Source organism: Streptomyces sp. NBC_00209, from assembly GCF_045206345.1.
Lineage (GTDB): Bacteria > Actinomycetota > Actinomycetes > Streptomycetales > Streptomycetaceae > Streptomyces.
The window spans coordinates 6,602,283-6,618,557 of the sequence record NZ_CP108121.1 but is presented as its reverse complement, the minus strand read 5'-3'; the positions used below and the strand labels follow the sequence as shown (position 1 = coordinate 6,618,557).

The window sequence follows — 16,275 nt, the reverse complement described above, 5'->3', positions numbered from 1 at the left end:
GGGCGCGAGAGCCGCGCAGCCGCTTGAGGCGGGGGCTGCAACGGTCCGGGGCGGATGCCGCGCGCCGTGCCCGGTGGCCGGGCGGTTGCAGCGTCCATCCGGGTGAGGCGCGATGGAATCCGGACGCGCCGTCTCTGCTGGACCCACCCACAGGACGCGCCCGGGCGAGGAGGATTCGGATATGGGAGCCGCTGACGGTTTCACGGATTCCGGAGAGCTCGACGGCCTGACGGTGTACGACACCGAGGGCGAGAAGATCGGCAACGTGGGCCGCGTGTATGTCGACGACAACACCGGCCGCCCGGACTGGATCACGGTGAAGACCGGCCTGTTCGGCATGAAGGAGAGTTTCGTGCCTCTCGCCGGAGCCCGTCGAGTGGGCTCCGACCTGCACATCTCCCACGGCAAGGACCAGGTCAAGGACGCCCCCGGGGTGGACGCGGACGCGCATCTGTCCGTGTCGGAGGAGGAGGAGCTGTACCGGCACTACGGCCTGACCAGGAACACCCGGGGCAAGCTGGGCGACAGTTCCGGGACCAACGCACCGACCACGACGGGCACCGGCACCATGGGCGCGGCCGGGACCGGCGCGGCAGCCGGAGCAGGGGCCGGGACCATGGGCGCGGCCGGCACCTCCGGCACGGACCGCACGCAGGCGGCCGGCACCGGCAGGCACCGGGACACCGAGGCGGCGGGCACGGGCGCGGGACGTCCGCTGGCCGGAGCCGGCGCGGGCACCCGGTCCGGGGCCGACCTGGGCGGCAAGGAGGAGATGATCCGCTCCGAGGAGCAGCTGCACATCGGCACCGAGGAGTACGAGAGCGGCAGGGCCCGCCTCCACAAGTACGTCGTCACCGAGAACGTCACACGCAGCGTGCCGGTCTCGCACGAGGAGGTACGGGTGGTCCGTGAGCCGCTGCAGCCGGGCGACAAGACGTCCACGCGGGCGGGCGACCTGACGGAGCAGGACGTGGAGGTCACCCTGCACGCGGAGCGCGCCACGATGCGCAAGGAGACCGTCCCGGTCGAGCGCGTCCGGATGGAAACCCAGAGGGTGACGGAGCAGAAGGAGGTCTCCGCCGAGCTGCGCAAGGAGCAGATCGACTACGCGGACGGCACCACCAAGGGCGGCAAGGACATGGGCGGCAAGGACACCGGCGGCGACATGGGCCGAGGACGCCACCGCTGACCCCCCGCCGGCATGACTGCCGCACCGCACCACAAGCGAAGGGCGGGCCCGCCGACGGGCCCGCCCTCTCGCGTGCCCGGGCCCGTCAGGGCAGGAAGCGCACCGAGGGCCGCCCCTGCGGGCCGTCCGGGGTGACGACGGACCGCACCCGGTAGACCTCCTCGATCAGTTCCTCGGTGATCACTTGCTCCGGGGTCCCGCCCGCGACCGCCCGGCCGCCGCTCAGCACCACGATCCGGTCGCAGAACATGGCGGCCAGATTGAGGTCGTGCAGGGCGACGACGGCGGTCAGCGGGAGCGCGGCGACCAGGGAGAGCAGTTCCAGCTGGTGCTGGATGTCCAGATGGTTGGTCGGTTCGTCCAGCAGGAGTTCGCGTGGCCGCTGGGCGAGCGCGCGGGCGATCTGGACGCGCTGGCGCTCCCCGCCGGACAGCGTGTGCCAGGACTGGTCGCGCCGGCCGCTGAGCCCGGTGCGTCCCAGCGCCTCGTCCACCGCCGCTGCGTCCTCGCCCGTCGGGGCGGCCCAGGCGCGGCGGTGCGGGATGCGGCCCAGGCGTACGACGTCCAGGACGCTCAGCTCGTCCTGGGTGGCGGCGTGCTGGTCCACGACCGCGACGCGCCGGGCCACCGCGCGCCGGCCGACGTCGAGCAGCGGTTCGCCGTCCAGGGTGACGACGCCCGTGTGCGGGGCCAGGACCCCGGCGAGGATGCGCAGCAGCGTGGACTTGCCGGAGCCGTTGGGGCCGATCAGGCCCACGGTGGTGCCGGGTTCCGGGGCGAGGGTCACCCCGTCGAGGACGAGGCGGCCACCGGCTTCGCGGCCGACCCGTTCGGCCCGCAGGCCCTCGGCCGTCGTCCCGGTCCCGGTCATGCGGGCCGCCTGGTGCGGTAGAGGACGGCGACGAAGGCGGGCACGCCGATGAGGGCGGTGACGACGCCCACCGGGACCTCCTGGGGGTCGAGGACGGTCCGGGCGAGCGTGTCGACCCAGACGAGGAAGACAGCCCCGGTGAGCGCGGTGACCGGAAGCAGTCTGCGGTGGCCCGAGCCGGTGAGGGCGCGGGCGGCGTGCGGCAGGACCAGCCCGACGAAGCCGATGGCCCCGGCCGAGCTGACGAGCGCGGCGGTCAGCAGCGCGGTCGTGCAGAGCAGCACGGTCCGGACGCGTGCGACGTTCACGCCGAGGGCGGCGGCCGCGTCCTGCCCGAAGGCGAAGGCGTCGAGCGTACGGGCGTGGCCCAGGCAGATGAACAGGCTGACGGCGAGGACGGCGGAGCAGACCCGGACATCGGTCCAGCCGACCCCGCCGAGCGAGCCGAGCAGCCAGAACAGCACCCCGCGGGTCTGCTCGGCGTCGGCGGCCGTCATGACGACGAACGAGGTCAGCGCCGAGAACAGCTGCATGGCGGCGACCCCGGACAGCACGACCCGGTCGGTGGAGCCGCCCAGGGTGTGGCTGAGCAGCATCACCAGGGCGAAGGAGCAGAGCGCCCCGATGAACGCCCCGGCCGGCAGCGTCACCGCTCCCCCGCCGACGCCGAGCACGACGACCAGGACCGCGCCGGTGGACGCGCCGGAGGAGACACCGAGGACGAACGGGTCGGCCAGCGGGTTGCGCAGCAGGGACTGCATGACGGTCCCGCAGACCGCGAGGCCGGCCCCGCAGACGGCGGCGAGCAGGGTGCGCGGCATGCGCAGGTTCCAGATGATGCCGTCGCGGATCGGGCTGAGCCGGGCCTCGCCGACGCCGAGGTGGGCGGCGACGGCGGACCAGACGTCCACGACGGAGATCCGGGCCGGTCCGATGGTGACGGCGACGGCGACGGACAGGGCGAGCAGCAGGAGGCCGCCGGTCCACAGGAGGCCGTCGCGCAGGCCGCGCGGCCGGGGGCGCGCGGTTTCCGGGGCCTTTTCGCGCGGAGCCTTTTCGCGCGGGGCCTCTTCGCGCGGGGCCTCTTCGCGCGGGGCCTCTTCGCTTGGGGCGGTGAGCCGGTCGGTGGCCGTCACCCCGCGAGTCCGAGGTCGCGCAGACCGGCGGCCACCAGCTCGACGCCCTCGACCGTGCGGATGGTCGGGTTCATGGCCTGGCCGCTGAGCAGGACGTAGCGCTTGTGGCGTACGGCGTCCATCTTCTTCGTGACGGGGTTGGACTCCAGGAAGCCGATCTTCCCGGCGGCGCTCTCGGCGGTCTGCGACGTGCGGGTGAGGTCGCCGATGACCAGGACGTCCGGGTCGCGGTCGGCGACGGTCTCCCAGTTGATCTGGGGCCATTCGTCATGCGTGTCGGCGAAGACGTTCTTCAGGCCGAGCTCCCGGGTGATGATGCCCGGCGCCCCGCAGCAGCCCGCCAGGTAGGGGGACGCGGAGTTGGCGAACCAGTACATGACGGAGGTGCCCGATCCGTCGATGCCGTCGGTGGCCTTCCGGATGCGGTCGCGGAGCCGCGCGACCAGCTTCTCCCCGCGCTCGGGTACGCCGAACACGCGGGCCAGGTCGTTCACTTCGGCGTAGACGCTGTCCATGGTGAGGGCGCCGGTGCGGACGCCGTCGCCGTCCTCGGTGTTGTCCTTGGCCGTGCAGTCGGCGGGAGCGACATAGGTGGGGACGCCCAGCTTCTCGAACTGTTCGCGCGGGGCGACGCCGCCCTTGGCGAGGGTCGACTCGAAGTCGGCGGCGACGAAGTCGGGCTCCTGGTCGAGGACCTTCTCGGACGAGGGCCGGTTGTCGGCGATCCGCTTCACGCCCGCGTTGGCCTTCTCCAGACCCTTCATCACCGGGTCGGTCCAGGTGGCGGTGGCCGCCATCCGGTCCTGGAGGCCGAGCGAGAGCAGGATCTCGGTCGTGCCCTGGTCGACGGAGACCGCGCGGCGGGGTGCGGCGTTCACGGTGACGGTGCGCCCGCAGTTCTTGAGGGTGACCGGATAGCCGTCCGCCTTTCCGGACGCGTCGGCCTTTTCGGACGGGGCCCCTCCGCAGGCCGTCAGCAGCAGGAGCACGGCGGTGAGCAGGGCGGCGGAACGGGCGGGGCCGGATATCGGCGGCACGGGGTACCTCGGCGTCTCTGGGCCCATGCGCGGGGCCCGCTGTACGGTCCGCCGCCCGGTCCCGGGCGGCGGTCGCCAGCAGGTCTTCGGACTCGGGTTCGCTCGGACGGGACGCCTTCCCGGGAGACGCCGGGTCTCCCAGTGGCCGTGGCCCCGCCCGTCCCCCTCACCGCTGCGCGTCAGTTCCGGATTCGCACCGGATTCCCTGACTCCTACGAGGAGTTCGACTGGCTCCGGCACGCTACCACGGGCGTTCGCGCAGCTCAGCGCCGCCCCTCAGGGCTCATGGGCGCTGCAGGGCCACCACCGCGTTGTGCCCGCCGAAGCCGAAGGAGTGGCTGACGGCCCGGCGGACCGGCCGTACCAGCGGCACCTTGGTGACGCAGTCGATGTCGAACCCGGGCGCGGGCGCGTCCAGGTTGGCGACCGGCGGGACGACCCCGCGCTGGAGAGTGAGAATCGTCAGCCCCGCCTCGATCGCCCCGGCCGCGCCCATGCAGTGCCCGAGCACGCCCTTGGGGGCGGTGACGGGTGGCCGGTGCGGGTACACCCGGCTGATCAGCGCGGCCTCGGCGGCGTCGTTGCGTACGGTCGCGGTGCCGTGCGCGTTGACGTGCTCCACCTCGTCGGCCCGCCAGCCCGCGTCGCGCAGGGCGGCCTCGACGGCGGCCCGGGCGATCCGGCCGTCGGGGTGCGGGCTGGTGGGGTGGTGGGCGTCCGTGGTGGCGCCGGTGCCGGCGAGCAGGGCCCGGGGTTCGGCGCCCCGGGCCTCCGCGTCGGCGGCGCGTTCCAGCACCATGACCGCGGCGCCCTCGCCCATGACGAGGCCGGCCCGGTCGGCGGCGAAGGGCCGGCTGAGCCGGGACAGTTCGCCGTCCGCGCGGGCGGCGGCCCCGGACCGGGCGAAGCCGGTCATGGCGATCGGGAAGACGGTCGACTCGGTCGCCCCCGCGATGGCCACGTCGCACTGCCCGGTGGCCAGCAGGTCGCGGGCGACGGAGAGCGCGGTGATGCCGGACGAACAGGCCGTGCAGGGGGCCATGCTGGGGCCGGTGGCCCGCATCTCGATCGCGATCTCGGCGGCGGGCATGTTGGGGATGGTCAGCAGGACGCCGGCCGGCGAGGTCGCCTCCGGGCCCTTCCGCTCCAGCACCAGCGCCTGGTCGGTGAGGTGCGCGGAGCCGCCGCTGCTGGTGCCGACGACGACCGCGACCCGGCTGCCGTCCCAGCCGGCCGGGTCGAGCCCGGCGTCGGCGACGGCCTCCCGGGCGGCCAGGACCGCGAACTTGACGTACCGGCCCATCCGGAAGGCCGTACGGCGGCCGATCTCGGCGTCCAGGTCGATGCCGTCGACCACGCAGGCGAAGTCGATCGCGCACCCGGCGAGCGCGGGGACGATGCGCACCGGGCTCACGGCGGCGCACACCCCGGCCCAGGTGGACTCGGTGTCGTTGCCGACCGGGGTGATCATGCCGAGCCCGGTGACGGCGACGGCCGGTGTCCTCATCGGGCGGCGGCCGACGCGTGGAGGTGCGCCGTGAGCTCGGCGAGGGTGGTCCCCCGGGTGAGGGTGCCGGTGTCCAGTTCGGCCCCGGTGGTCTCCCGGAGGACGACGGCGAACTCGGCGGCCGCGAGGGAGTCCATGTCCAGGCTGTCCATCGTGGAGTCCGGAAGGATCTCGGCCACGGGCACCTTGAAGGTACGGCTGAGTACATCGGTGATGTGGGGGTGGATCGTGCTCATGGTCTTCCTTTCCTCAGGTCCATCCGGCGGGGGTCCGGCGCCGGCGCGCACGGCCCCGACGCCGGAACAACGGAGCAGCGTCGATCCGGTTACGCCTTGCGGCGAACCGATTCGCCTAGGGCCTGTCCGGGGAGCCCCGCACCACCGCGCGAACACGGCGACGGCCGTCCAGTAGGCGAGGACGACGGCCCCCGCCCCGAGCCCCTGTACGGCCCGTGCCGCGCGGCGTGCCCGCGTGCCCCTCATCGGCCCGCCTCCGTGTGCCAGTGGGCCTCCGGATCGTCGTACGCCTCCGCGTAACCGGCGCCCGTGATCGGCCAGTCGGCGAGCATCTCCTCGGGGAAGGCGAAGGAGTCGGCGAGCTCCGGGAGGTGCGGGGCCACCGCCTCGATGAGCCGTTCGGTGTGGTCCGTCAGCGCCTCCGCCTGGCCGGTGCTCAGGTGGCCGGCCGCGAGGAGGTCCCCGCTGTCGCGCGCGACCCGGCCCAGGGCGAACAGCCGGGCCAGCTCGCCGAGCCGGTCCCGGTCCGCCCCGGCGGGCAGTTCCTCGACCGCCTCCGCGTACGCCTCGGCCGCCTGCCGGCAGGCGTGCGCCTCGACCCCGCGCAGCGCGGGGCCCGCCGCCGCGTTCCACCGGCCCAGCGGGTCGCCGGGCGCGGTCCGGGCCGCCCGGGCCCCGGCGCGCGCGAACCACAGCTCCTCGGCGCGGCCCAGGAGCCGGACCAGGAACCGGAGGTCGGTGAGGTCGCCGTCGGCCGGGGCGGCCGGCTCGTACGGAGCGCGGTCGGCGAGCAGGGCGGCGGCGGCCCTGGCGTGGACGGCGAGGTTGTCGCCCTCTGCGGTGATGGCGCCCTCGACTCCGGTGACGAGCGCGGCCATCCCGTTGTTCTCCAGGAGGCCCTGGGCGCCGCAGCGTTCCCGGGACTCCACGATCACGGCCCTGGCCTGCCAGGTGATCCAGCCCTTGGCGATGTCCACCAGCCGCTCGGCGGCCTCCCGCCCGGCCTCGGGCCCCTCCTGGGCCGCCTCCCAGCGGTCCAGGACGCGGCGGTGCAGCAGGCTCATGGCGAAGACCGTGGCCATGGCTTCGGCGAGCGGCCCGTGGTGCGTGCGGTACGCGAGCACCGGCAGCCGCGCCCCGCGTCCGGCGGAGACGTGGCGGTGGCCGCCGTACCGCACCGCGACGGCCAGCGTGGCGCGCGCCGAGCCGACGGCGCTGGCGCTCATGGAGATCCTGCCGGTGACGACCCGGGCGATGGAGGCGAGGAAGCGGCGCCTGCGGCCCTCGATGGCGCTGCGGAACTCCCCGTCGCCGTCGATCCGCCCCTGCGGCCCCGTCAGCAGCGCCTCGCGTCCCACGAAGACGTGGTCGAACGAGGTGAGGCTGTGGTCGACGGGGCTGCCCATGCGGGCGGGCAGCCTGCGCACGCGTACGCCCAGCAGCGGCCCGGTGGCGTCGGTGAGCGGCACCAGCAGCAGGAACACCCCCCGGTCGGCCCCGCCGGCCAGCAGTCGCGCGGCGACGAGCCCCGTCTTGGGGCCGCCGGGCTGACCGGTGTTGGGCATGAACTTCTGCGCCCCGCAGTGCGGGGTGTGCAGCACGAATCCGTCGCGTACGGGGTCGTAGGAGGCGGTCGTCTCGACGGCCGCCGCGTCGTTGCCGTGCGCCACCTCCGTACACAGGAAGGTTCCGGTACGCCGCAGCGCCAGGAAGTCCGACAGGTCGCGGGGGCTGTCGGCGATGTGGTCCAGGAGGCTGCCGAGGAAGAGGTTGTAGTGGATGCCCGCGAGGGTGGCGAGCGCCGGGTCGACCGGGGCCAGCCACTCGTGCAGGGCCGCCAGCGCCCGGAAGTCGGAGGCCGGGCGGGCGGCGCTGTCCAGGGCGTCGTTGAGGGTGCGCAGTCGTGCGTACGCGCGGGCGAGCCGTTCGTCCGGAGTGCCGCCGGCCGCCGGCCCGGGGGGCAGCCGGAACGGTGCGGTGGCGATGAGCCGCCGCCAGAAGCCGTGCTCGCGGCGGGCGTCGGCGCCGAGGAGCACGGAGGTGAGCGGGCGTGCGAGGGGATCGGCGCCGGTGAGCGTGGTGGTCATACCAGGCTGAACGACCGGCGTACGGTCAGGACACCGCGCTCGTGCAGATGTTCACCGGCCGGAGGGGCGAACCCGTTCGAGGCAGAGGGCGACGTTGTGCCCGCCGAAGCCGAATGAGTGGCTGACGGCACGCTCGACGCGCAGGCGGCGCGGCTCCTTGGTGACGCAGTCGATGTCCCAGTCGGCGGGCGGGGCGTCCAGGTTGGCGACCGGCGGGACGACCCCGTGTTCGAGGGTGAGCACGGTGGCGGCGGCCTCGATCGCGCCGGCGGCGGCGAGCGTGTGACCGAGGACGCCCTTCGGGGCGGTGACCGGGGGCCGGTGCGGGAAGAGGCGAGCGATCAGCTCGGCCTCCATCGCGTCGTTCAGCGGGGTCGAGGTGCCGTGCGCGTTGATGTGGCCGACCTCGTGGGCGGCCCAGCCCGCCGCGTCCAGGGCGGCCTCGACGGCGCGCCGGGCGCCGTGGCCGCCGGGGTCGGGCGCGGTGGGGTGGTGGGCGTCCGTGGCGGCCCCGGCCCCGGCGAGCACGGCCCGTACCCGGGCGCCCCGGGCCGCCGCGTGCGCACCCCGCTCCAGGACGAGCACGCCGGCGCCCTCGCCCAGGACGAAGCCGTCGCGGTCGGGCGCGAAGGGGCGGGAGGCGGCGGCCGGGTCGCCGGTGCGCGTGGACAGCGCGCCGAGCTGGGCGAAGGCCGCGGCCACCAGGGGCGTCAGGACGGATTCCGCGCCGCCCGCGACGACGAGGTCGCAGCGGCCGGTGGCCAGGAGGTCGTGCGCGGTGGCGAGGGCGGTGGCGCCCGAGGCGCAGGCGGTGGCGGGGGCCAGGCTGGGGCCGTGGGCGCCCAGGTCGATGGCGATCTCGCCGGCCGCCGCGTTGGGCATCATCATCGGCGCGAGGAGCGGGGAGACGGCCTGCGCGCCGCCCGCGTCGAACCGGCGGACGTTGTCCACGAGGGCGGAGACCCCGCCGACGCCGACGCCGAGCACGACGCCCACCCGGCCGCCGTCCCAGCGGTCCGGGCGCAGCCCGGCGTCGGCGACGGCCCGGCGCGCGGCGACCAGGGCCATCTTCGCGAACCGCGCCATCCGCCAGCCCGCGCGGCCCCCGATGGCCTCGTCCAGATCGGTCCGGTCGGCCCGGCAGGCGAAGTCGGCGGGCAGCCCGGCCAGTTCCGCGCAGCGCCGGGCCGTGGACCGCCCCGCGCACAGCCCGGCCCAGAAGGCGCGCTCGTCGTCGCCCGCGGGGGTGACCACCCCCAGCCCCGTCACCACGGTCGCCGTCCCCGTGTCCCGCGCCATGCCCCGGCCCTCCCCCGCGTCGTCGGTCCCTCGGAAGGGGAACGCGCCGGAGGCCGTCGAGGGTGCGGGCGGGGCCGAATCTCAGCCCAGCCCCAGCGCCCCGCGCAACTCCGCCTCGTCCGGCGGGTTCGCCCCGGCCCGGGCGACCGTCACGGCCGCCGAGGCCGCCGCGTGGCGCAGTACGTCGCTCACCGCGCCCCGCTCCGGGGAGCGCAGCCGCTTCCGGCCGGACGCGCCGAGCAGGCCGTGGGCGGCGAGCGCGTGCAGGGTGCCGGACATGAAGGCGTCCCCCGCGCCCACGGTGTCCACGACGTCGGCGGGGAGCGCGCCGGTGTCCACCTGGCCGCCGGGCAGCACCGCCGTGGCGCCGTCGCCGCCCCGGGTGACGAGGACGAGGGCGGGGCCGGACGCCAGCCAGCGCCGGGCGGCCTCGGCCGGGTCCTGGCCGGGGTACAGCCAGCCCAGGTCCTCGTCGCTGGCCTTGACGACGTCGCTGAGGCGCACGCACCGCTCGACCCGGCGTACGGCGGTGTCGTGGTCGCCCATCAGCGCGGGCCGCACGTTGGGGTCGTAGCTGACGGTGGCGGCCGTCCGCAGCGACTCGACGGCGGCGAGCACCGTGGCCGCCCCGGGTTCGGTCACCGCCGCGATCGACCCGGTGTGGACGTGCCGGGGCTGCCGGTCGAGGGCGACGCGGCCGAGCGTCCAGGCGATGTCGAACGCGTACGCGGCGCGGCCCTCGCCGTCCAGGGTGACGACGGCCGACGGGGTGGGGCCGGGGGCTCCGTCCGTCAGCACCTCGACCCCCGCCCCGGTGAGGTGCGCGCGGATCAGCCGTCCGTTGTCGTCCCGCCCCAGCTGGGTGAGCAGCGCCGCGTCGTGGCCGAGCCTGGCCAGGCCGTACGCCAGGTTGGCGGGGCTGCCCCCGGCGTGCACCCGGTCGGGGGCGTCCGGGACGCGGACGATGTCGGCGACGCATTCACCGATGACCAGGAAGTCGGGGCGGTCGGACATGAGGGCGGGGTCTCCCGGGGTGCGACGGAGGGCTGACGGAACGTCCGGCCCACCGTACGGCCCCGGCCGCGTGGGGTTTCTAGGTCCTGTCCAGCGCGTCGGCCACCAGCTCCAGGAACCGGGCGTGGGCGTGGGCGCTGCACACCGGTTCCGGGTTCCACGGGACCACGCGGGCCGTGGCGGCGACGGCCGACCACTCGGCGTTGTCGCGCAGTTCGGCGAGCGGGATCGCGTTGACCCGGATGTCGGCGAGGACGACGTCGGGGCGCAGGGCGGCGGCCTCGGTCCAGCCGGCCGTGGACCAGTTGGCCCCGGGGCCGTCGGCGGGTTCGATCAGGCCGACGCCGAGGTCGGCGAGGACCCGGAGTTCGGGCCACATGCGGGGGCGGGCGAGGTATGCCTGGTCCTGGTCCGCCGGGGAGAGGGCGAGGACCCTCGTCTTGGCGGGGCCCGTGGTGAGGGCGCGCAGGCGGTCCCGGGCGGCGTCCAGCTCGCGGGTCGCCGACGCCGGTTCCTCGGCGCCGAGCGAGCGGGCCAGTTCCGCGAACCGGTCTCCGATCCGGTCGAGGGTGCGCGCCTGGCCGACGTCGATGACGACGACCGGGACATGGCCCTCCAGGTGCTTGGCGGTCTCCGGGTCGAGGCCGTAGACCTGGCCGCCGCCGTAGCTGACGGCGACGACGAGGTCCGGTGCGCAGCGCAGTAAGGCGTCCACGTCCAGGGCGGCCCCGGCACCGGCGTACGCGATCCCGTCGAGCGGGAGCGACCCGGTCTTCGCGGGGTCGGGTGCGGCCGGGTCGTCGTGGCCGGAGCCGAACAGCCCGGCCGGGCGTATCCCGTGGTCCCACAGGGTCGCGCCGGCCTGGATGTAGGCGAGCACTCGTCGAGGGCGCTCACCGGTTGCCGACAACTGCCCCCGGTCGTCGGTGAATTGCCATACGGTCCGCTCGTTCACGTCACACGCCTCCCAGCCGAATCCGCCGCCCGGCGACGGCGGTCGACCCGTACCTGCCCAGCAATTGCGGGCGGCACCCTCCGGACATGCGCTAGGAATCGACCTTCGTGCCGCGTACGAGGTAGCTGACGGGACCGGGATCGACAACGGGGATCTCGGTGAAGCCGAGCCGGTCGTAGAAGGCCCTGGCACGTGTGTTGGAGGTGAGCATGGACAGATGGACGCCCTCGACCCCCTTGGCGTTCAGCGCCGCGAGGAAGGTGTGCATCAGCTCCTTCCCGTACCCCTTGCGCTGCCAGTCGGGCAGCAGGTCGATGTGCAGGTGGGCGGGGTGGGTGGCGAGTTCGGGCAGGAGCATGCGCTCCGGGTCGTGCAGGAGGCCGGTCATCTCGTCGGCGGGGCTCTGCGGCGGGCCCTCGGGCAGCGGGTAGCGGTCGGCGACCCGGGGCAGCCAGCTCTCGCGGTACTCCTTCACGAAGCGGGGCGTGTCGGCGGTGCCGAGGATGTACCCGACCGCGCGGCCCGTGCCGTCGTCCAGGACGAAGGCGAGCTCCGGTTCCAGCTCGGCGTAGGGCGTGGCGAAGATGGACGGCACCAGTTCGTGGTCCGGGTAGATGTCCCGGGCGTCGCTGCCGCCGGCGGCGGTGCGTATGCAGATGTCGGAGAGCGCGGCGCTGTCTTCGGGGCGGTAGGGCCGGAGGCCGGGATGCGAGGTCACCGGCTCATCCTGCCGACTGGGAGAGCGCTCCCACAAGAGCATTCAGGGGTTGACGGCGGTGAGGAGGACGACGGCGTCCTCCAGGGCGAGCAGCCCGTGCCGCTCCTGCGGGATCGGGTGCAGCCGCCCGGGGGTCAGTTCGACGTCGCCGGAGGCGGCGGTGAGGCGGACGGAGCCGCGCAGGACCTGCAGCGAGGCGGCGGGCGGGGCGTTGTGCTCGTCCAGCGCGGAGCCCGAGGTGAGCGCGATGACGGTCTGCCGCAGCGGGTCCTGGTGGAGCAGGAGGTGGGCGCTGCGGCCGTGCGGGGCGTCGCGGGCGGCGGCCAGGTGCTCGGCGGCGAGGGCATTCAAGTCGTTCGGAGCGTCCATATGCCCACTGTGCCGCAGCCCCGGCCCGCCCGCGAACGTGCCGCACGGGCCTGGACGCGCTCCCACGCGTCCCGGCCCGTGCGGCGGGCACGGCCCGGCCATGGCGTCGTCAGGCGCGCAGCCACACCGCCGTGTCCTGCGGGAGGCGCCCCGCCTCGTCCAGGGGTCCGCTGGCGAGCAGCACCGCGCTGTGCGGAGGCAGCTCCGCGGCCTCGGCCGCCAGGTTGACGACGCACAGCAGTCCGTCGGTCCTCGCGAAGGCGAGCGCCCCGGGTGCGGCGTCGAGCCAGGTCAGTCGCTGGATGCCGGGCTCCCCCTCCGTACCGAAGCCCGGTTCGGAGCGCCGCAGCCGCAGGGCCTCGCGGTACAGGTTGAGCAGGGAGTCCGGGTCGCCGTTCTGGATGTCGGCGGCGTAGTTGGACCAGCCCTCGGGCTGCGGGAGCCAGGGCTCCGCGGTGGCGCCGAATCCGGCGTACGGTTCGCCCGCCGCCCAGGGCATGGGCACCCGGCAGCCGTCCCGGCCCGGGTCGGCGCCGTTCTTGCGGAAGTGCATCGGGTCCTGGATGCGGTCGAGCGGGATGTCGGCCTCCGGCAGGCCCAGTTCCTCGCCCTGGTAGAGGTAGGCCGCGCCGGGCAGGGCCAGCGAGAGGAGGGCGGCGGCGCGGGCCCGGCGGGTGCCGAGGGCGAGGTCGGTGGGGGTGCCGAAGGTCTTGACGGCGAAGTCGAACCCGGTCTCCTCGCGGCCGTAGCGGGTGACGGTCCGGGTGACGTCGTGGTTGCAGAGCACCCAGGTGGCGGGGGCGCCGACCGAGGCGTGCTCGGAGAGCGTGTCGTCGATGGCGGTCCGCAGCTTCTCCGCCTCCCACGGGCAGGCGAGGAAGTTGAAGTTGAAGGCGGTGTGCAGCTCGTCGGGGCGCAGGTAGCGGGCGAAGCGCTCGGTGTCGGGGAGCCAGACCTCGCCGACGAAGACGCCGCCGTACTCGTCGGCGATGGCGCGCCAGGAGCGGTAGATGTCGTGGAGTTCGTCGCGGTCGACAAAGGGGTGCGGGTCGCTGCCGATGACGAAGTCGGGGAGCCCGGGGTCCTTGGCGAGCAGGGCGGCGGAGTCGATGCGTACGCCGGCGACGCCGCGTTCGAACCAGAAGCGCAGTACGTCCTCGTGCTCGCGGCGGACGGCGGGGTGGGCCCAGTTGAGGTCGGGCTGCTGGGTGGCGAAGAGGTGGAGGTACCACTCGCCGTCGTCCAGCCTGGTCCAGGGGGTGCCGCCGAATTCGGAGACCCAGTCGTTGGGCGGGATCTCGCCGTTCGCGCCGCGGCCCTTGCGGAAGTGGAAGAGGTCGCGCTCGGGGCTGCCGGAGCCGGCTTCGAGGGCGGCGCGGAACCAGGCGTGCTGGTCGGACACGTGGTTGGGCACGACGTCCACGATGGTGCGGATGCCCAGCTCGCGGGCCTCGGCGATGAGTTTCTCGGCCTCGGCGAGGGTGCCGAACGCGGGGTCGATCGTACGGTAGTCGGCCACGTCGTAGCCGCCGTCGGCCAGCGGCGAGAGGTACCAGGGGGTGAACCAGAGGGCGTCCACGCCCAGTTCCACGAGGTAGGGCAGCCTGGCCCGTACCCCTGCCAGATCGCCGGTGCCGTCGCCGTCGCCGTCGGCGAAGCTGCGTACGTAGATCTGGTAGATGGCGGCGTCGCGCCACCACTGTGCGGTGGCCTCGGACGGACGGTTGGCTGCCACTGACGTTCCTTTCGGGCAGGTGGGACTCCGCCGCCGGCCCGGCAAGCGGGGCAGGATGGGTGAGCCGGCGGCGGAGCGCTGAGGGGAAGGCGGTTCGGGAGCGGGCGTCAGCCCTTGAGGCCGCCCGCGGTGAGACCGCTCATGATGTTGCGCTGGAACAGCAGGAAGATCAGCAGCGTCGGGATCGACGCGATGGTGAGCGCGGCGATCAGGACGTTCTCGGGGACGCCGCTGGCCAGTGAGTAGATCCCTACGTTGAGGGTCTGCTTGCTCGGGTCGGGCAGCGTGAGCATCGGCCAGAGGAAGTCCTTCCACACGCCGACGACGGCGAAGATGGAGACGACCCCGAGGATCGGCCGGGAGATGGGAAGGATGATCGAGCGCAGGGTGCGCAGGGGTGAGGCGCCGTCCATGGCCGCGGCGTCGAGGAGTTCGCCGGGGATGGAGTCGAAGAACCGCTTCAGCAGGAAGATGTTGAAGGCGTTGGTGACCGACGGCAGCCAGATCGCCCAGGGCGAGTTGACCAGGTTGCGCTGGATCAGAGGCACGTCCAGGACCGTGAGGTACTGCGGGACGACGAGCACGGTGGCCGGGATCATCAGCGTCGCCAGCATCATGCCGAGGATGGCCTTGCCGAATACCGGCCGCAGCTTGGACAGCGAGTAGGCGGCTGCCACGTCGAAGATCAGCTGGAAGGCGAGCGCGCCGAAGGCGTAGTACAGGGTGTTGAACAGCAGCTTGGACAGGTCCATGACCGTCCATGCCTGGCTGTAGTTCTCGGTGTGGAGAGAGCTGGGGAAGGCCGTGGGCGGGCTCTGCACCACTTCCTGGGTGGTCTTCAGACCGCCGGTGACCATCCAGTACAGCGGGCCGAGGAAGACCGCCGTGAACAGGACCATCACCAGGCCGAAGACGATCCAGTAGACGGCCTTGCCGCGCGGCCGGCCGAGCTGGGCCGGTGAGATCAGGGTGCGCTGGCGGGCGCGTTCGGCGGCGCCCTCGGACCTGCGCCGTGCGGACTTGCGTGAGGTGCTCCCGCGCCGGGAGACAAGCGTGTTCGATGCCATGGTCCTGGCTCCCGTCCTAGTCTTCGCTGCTGCGGCTCAGTCGTACGTACACCGCGGAGAACGCCGCGAGGACGACGAGCAGGACGAGGCCGAGTGCCGCCGCGCTGCCGTAGTTGTTGAAGTTGAAGGCGTACTGGTAGATGAGGTAGACGACGGTCGTGGTGGAGCCCTCGGGTCCGGCGCCGTTGGTGAGCAGGAAGGGCTCGGTGAAGACCTGCATCGTCGCGATGATCTGCATGAGCAGCAGGAGCGAGAGGATGAGGCGGGTCTGCGGGATGGTGACGTGCCAGATCTTGCGCAGCAGACCGGCGCCGTCGAGCTCCGCCGCCTCGTACAGCTCGCCCGGGATGCCCTGGAGCGCGGCGAGGTAGATGAGGGTGGCGCCGCCCATGTTCATCCAGGTCGCCGCGATGACGACGGAGAGCATGGAGGTGCTGGTGTCCTGCAGCCATTGCTGTTCGGGCAGGTGGAAGATGCCCAGGATGCGGTTGAAGAGGCCGTAGCCGGGGTCGTAGAAGTACTTGAAGAGCAGCACCGAGGCGACCGGCGGCAGCATGACGGGGAGGTAGACGAGCAGCCGCAGGTATCCCTGTCCGTGCCGGAACTCGTTGAGCACGACGGCGACGGCGAACGGGACGACGAAGCCGAGGAGCAGGGCGAGCACCGTGAACAGCAGGGTGTTGCGCCATGCCTGCCAGAAGGCCGGGTCGTTGAAGACGTACGTGAGGTTGGACCAGCCGGCCCAGGTGGTGGTGCCGTCCTCGTTCTTCTGGAAGGCCAGGATGAATTCCCGGACCATCGGATACCAGGAGAAGAGCGAGAAGCAGAGCACCGCTCCGATCAGGAAGCCGTGCGCTGAGATGTTGCGGCGCAGAGCGCGCAGGAACTCCTCGCGGGCGGAGTTCCGGCCTGCGGGGCCTGGGTGTCCTGGGCGAGGCCGGGTCGCCTTGCGGGGGGACAGGGTTGGGGCCGACATGGTGTCTCCTCGGTGCCGGTGTACGACGAGCGCGTAGCGGACGGGGTCCGGATGCGGGGCCGGGTCCGCGTGACCCGGC

The 16,275-nt window shown here is 73.8% G+C and carries 15 protein-coding genes and 1 riboswitch; of the genes, 1 reads left to right on the top strand and 14 read right to left on the bottom strand.

The genetic code is table 11. From position 1 onward, the window contains the following. Positions 1 to 181 precede the first annotated feature (181 nt). Positions 182 to 1,189 carry a PRC and DUF2382 domain-containing protein gene (locus OG867_RS29910; protein WP_406290090.1) on the top strand — a complete coding sequence of 336 codons (1,008 nt, stop codon included), beginning with the start codon at positions 182 to 184 and terminating at the stop codon, positions 1,187 to 1,189. 85 nt (positions 1,190 to 1,274) lie between these two features. On the opposite strand, the gene OG867_RS29905 is transcribed toward OG867_RS29910, so the two are convergent. The 14 genes from OG867_RS29905 to OG867_RS29840 form a co-directional block, all read right to left on the bottom strand. Continuing rightward, positions 1,275 to 2,060: an ABC transporter ATP-binding protein gene (locus OG867_RS29905; protein ID WP_406290088.1), complete on the bottom strand. Its 786-nt coding sequence runs from the start codon at positions 2,058 to 2,060 to the stop codon at positions 1,275 to 1,277. Next, positions 2,057 to 3,064 (bottom strand): FecCD family ABC transporter permease, encoded by a 1,008-nt coding sequence (locus tag OG867_RS29900; protein ID WP_406291221.1) that lies wholly within the window; start codon positions 3,062 to 3,064, stop codon positions 2,057 to 2,059. The genes OG867_RS29905 and OG867_RS29900 overlap by 4 nt, the downstream gene beginning before the upstream one ends. A 128-nt stretch (positions 3,065 to 3,192) precedes the next feature. After that, positions 3,193 to 4,233 carry an ABC transporter substrate-binding protein gene (locus OG867_RS29895; protein ID WP_328898839.1) on the bottom strand — a complete coding sequence of 347 codons (1,041 nt, stop codon included), beginning with the start codon at positions 4,231 to 4,233 and terminating at the stop codon, positions 3,193 to 3,195. A gap of 59 nt (positions 4,234 to 4,292) precedes the next feature. Then, a riboswitch (cobalamin riboswitch) is annotated at positions 4,293 to 4,480 on the bottom strand. Positions 4,481 to 4,516: 36 nt separating this feature from the next. After that, the gene (locus OG867_RS29890; protein WP_328898840.1) at positions 4,517 to 5,740 is read right to left on the bottom strand and encodes a beta-ketoacyl-[acyl-carrier-protein] synthase family protein; all 1,224 of its coding nucleotides are present in this window, start codon (positions 5,738 to 5,740) and stop codon (positions 4,517 to 4,519) included. Next, positions 5,737 to 5,976: an acyl carrier protein gene (locus tag OG867_RS29885; protein WP_328898841.1), complete on the bottom strand. Its 240-nt coding sequence runs from the start codon at positions 5,974 to 5,976 to the stop codon at positions 5,737 to 5,739. Before OG867_RS29885 ends, OG867_RS29890 begins: the two co-directional genes overlap by 4 nt. 242 nt (positions 5,977 to 6,218) lie before the next feature. Next, on the bottom strand, positions 6,219 to 8,063 hold the full coding sequence (locus tag OG867_RS29880) for an acyl-CoA dehydrogenase (RefSeq protein WP_406290084.1): 1,845 nt from the start codon (positions 8,061 to 8,063) through the stop codon (positions 6,219 to 6,221). A 51-nt stretch (positions 8,064 to 8,114) separates the two neighbouring features. Further along, positions 8,115 to 9,362, bottom strand: a complete 1,248-nt coding sequence (locus OG867_RS29875) for a beta-ketoacyl-[acyl-carrier-protein] synthase family protein (RefSeq protein WP_406290082.1) — start codon at positions 9,360 to 9,362, stop codon at positions 8,115 to 8,117. Between the two features lie 81 nt (positions 9,363 to 9,443). Continuing rightward, positions 9,444 to 10,376: a carbohydrate kinase gene (locus tag OG867_RS29870; protein WP_406290080.1), complete on the bottom strand. Its 933-nt coding sequence runs from the start codon at positions 10,374 to 10,376 to the stop codon at positions 9,444 to 9,446. Positions 10,377 to 10,455: 79 nt separating this feature from the next. Further along, positions 10,456 to 11,331, bottom strand: coding sequence for an ABC transporter substrate-binding protein (locus OG867_RS29865; protein WP_406290078.1), 876 nt, complete (start codon positions 11,329 to 11,331; stop codon positions 10,456 to 10,458). Between the two features lie 91 nt (positions 11,332 to 11,422). Continuing rightward, positions 11,423 to 12,049 (bottom strand): GNAT family N-acetyltransferase, encoded by a 627-nt coding sequence (locus OG867_RS29860; protein ID WP_406290076.1) that lies wholly within the window; start codon positions 12,047 to 12,049, stop codon positions 11,423 to 11,425. Positions 12,050 to 12,091: 42 nt separating this feature from the next. Continuing rightward, complete coding sequence (locus OG867_RS29855; RefSeq protein WP_020207421.1) at positions 12,092 to 12,418, bottom strand: cupin; 327 nt, start codon at positions 12,416 to 12,418, stop codon at positions 12,092 to 12,094. Between the two features lie 109 nt (positions 12,419 to 12,527). Next, positions 12,528 to 14,153, bottom strand: coding sequence for a glycoside hydrolase family 13 protein (locus tag OG867_RS29850; protein ID WP_406290074.1), 1,626 nt, complete (start codon positions 14,151 to 14,153; stop codon positions 12,528 to 12,530). 107 nt (positions 14,154 to 14,260) lie between these two features. After that, positions 14,261 to 15,220, bottom strand: a complete 960-nt coding sequence (locus tag OG867_RS29845; protein WP_328898848.1) for a carbohydrate ABC transporter permease — start codon at positions 15,218 to 15,220, stop codon at positions 14,261 to 14,263. A gap of 16 nt (positions 15,221 to 15,236) precedes the next feature. After that, entirely contained in the window at positions 15,237 to 16,196 is a 960-nt protein-coding gene (locus tag OG867_RS29840) for a sugar ABC transporter permease (RefSeq protein ID WP_328898849.1), read from the bottom strand. Positions 16,197 to 16,275 lie beyond the last annotated feature (79 nt).

Bases quoted from the DNA above. Each gene is read 5' to 3' on its own strand.
- OG867_RS29885 (WP_328898841.1), bottom strand. From the start codon at position 5,976: ATGAGCACGATCCACCCCCACATCACCGATGTACTCAGCCGTACCTTC.
- OG867_RS29875 (WP_406290082.1), bottom strand. From the start codon at position 9,362: ATGGCGCGGGACACGGGGACGGCGACCGTGGTGACGGGGCTGGGGGTG.
- OG867_RS29910 (WP_406290090.1), top strand. From the start codon at position 182: ATGGGAGCCGCTGACGGTTTCACGGATTCCGGAGAGCTCGACGGCCTG.
- OG867_RS29890 (WP_328898840.1), bottom strand. From the start codon at position 5,740: ATGAGGACACCGGCCGTCGCCGTCACCGGGCTCGGCATGATCACCCCG.
- OG867_RS29870 (WP_406290080.1), bottom strand. From the start codon at position 10,376: ATGTCCGACCGCCCCGACTTCCTGGTCATCGGTGAATGCGTCGCCGAC.
- OG867_RS29840 (WP_328898849.1), bottom strand. From the start codon at position 16,196: ATGTCGGCCCCAACCCTGTCCCCCCGCAAGGCGACCCGGCCTCGCCCA.
- OG867_RS29855 (WP_020207421.1), bottom strand. From the start codon at position 12,418: ATGGACGCTCCGAACGACTTGAATGCCCTCGCCGCCGAGCACCTGGCC.
- OG867_RS29845 (WP_328898848.1), bottom strand. From the start codon at position 15,220: ATGGCATCGAACACGCTTGTCTCCCGGCGCGGGAGCACCTCACGCAAG.
- OG867_RS29880 (WP_406290084.1), bottom strand. From the start codon at position 8,063: ATGACCACCACGCTCACCGGCGCCGATCCCCTCGCACGCCCGCTCACC.
- OG867_RS29905 (WP_406290088.1), bottom strand. From the start codon at position 2,060: ATGACCGGGACCGGGACGACGGCCGAGGGCCTGCGGGCCGAACGGGTC.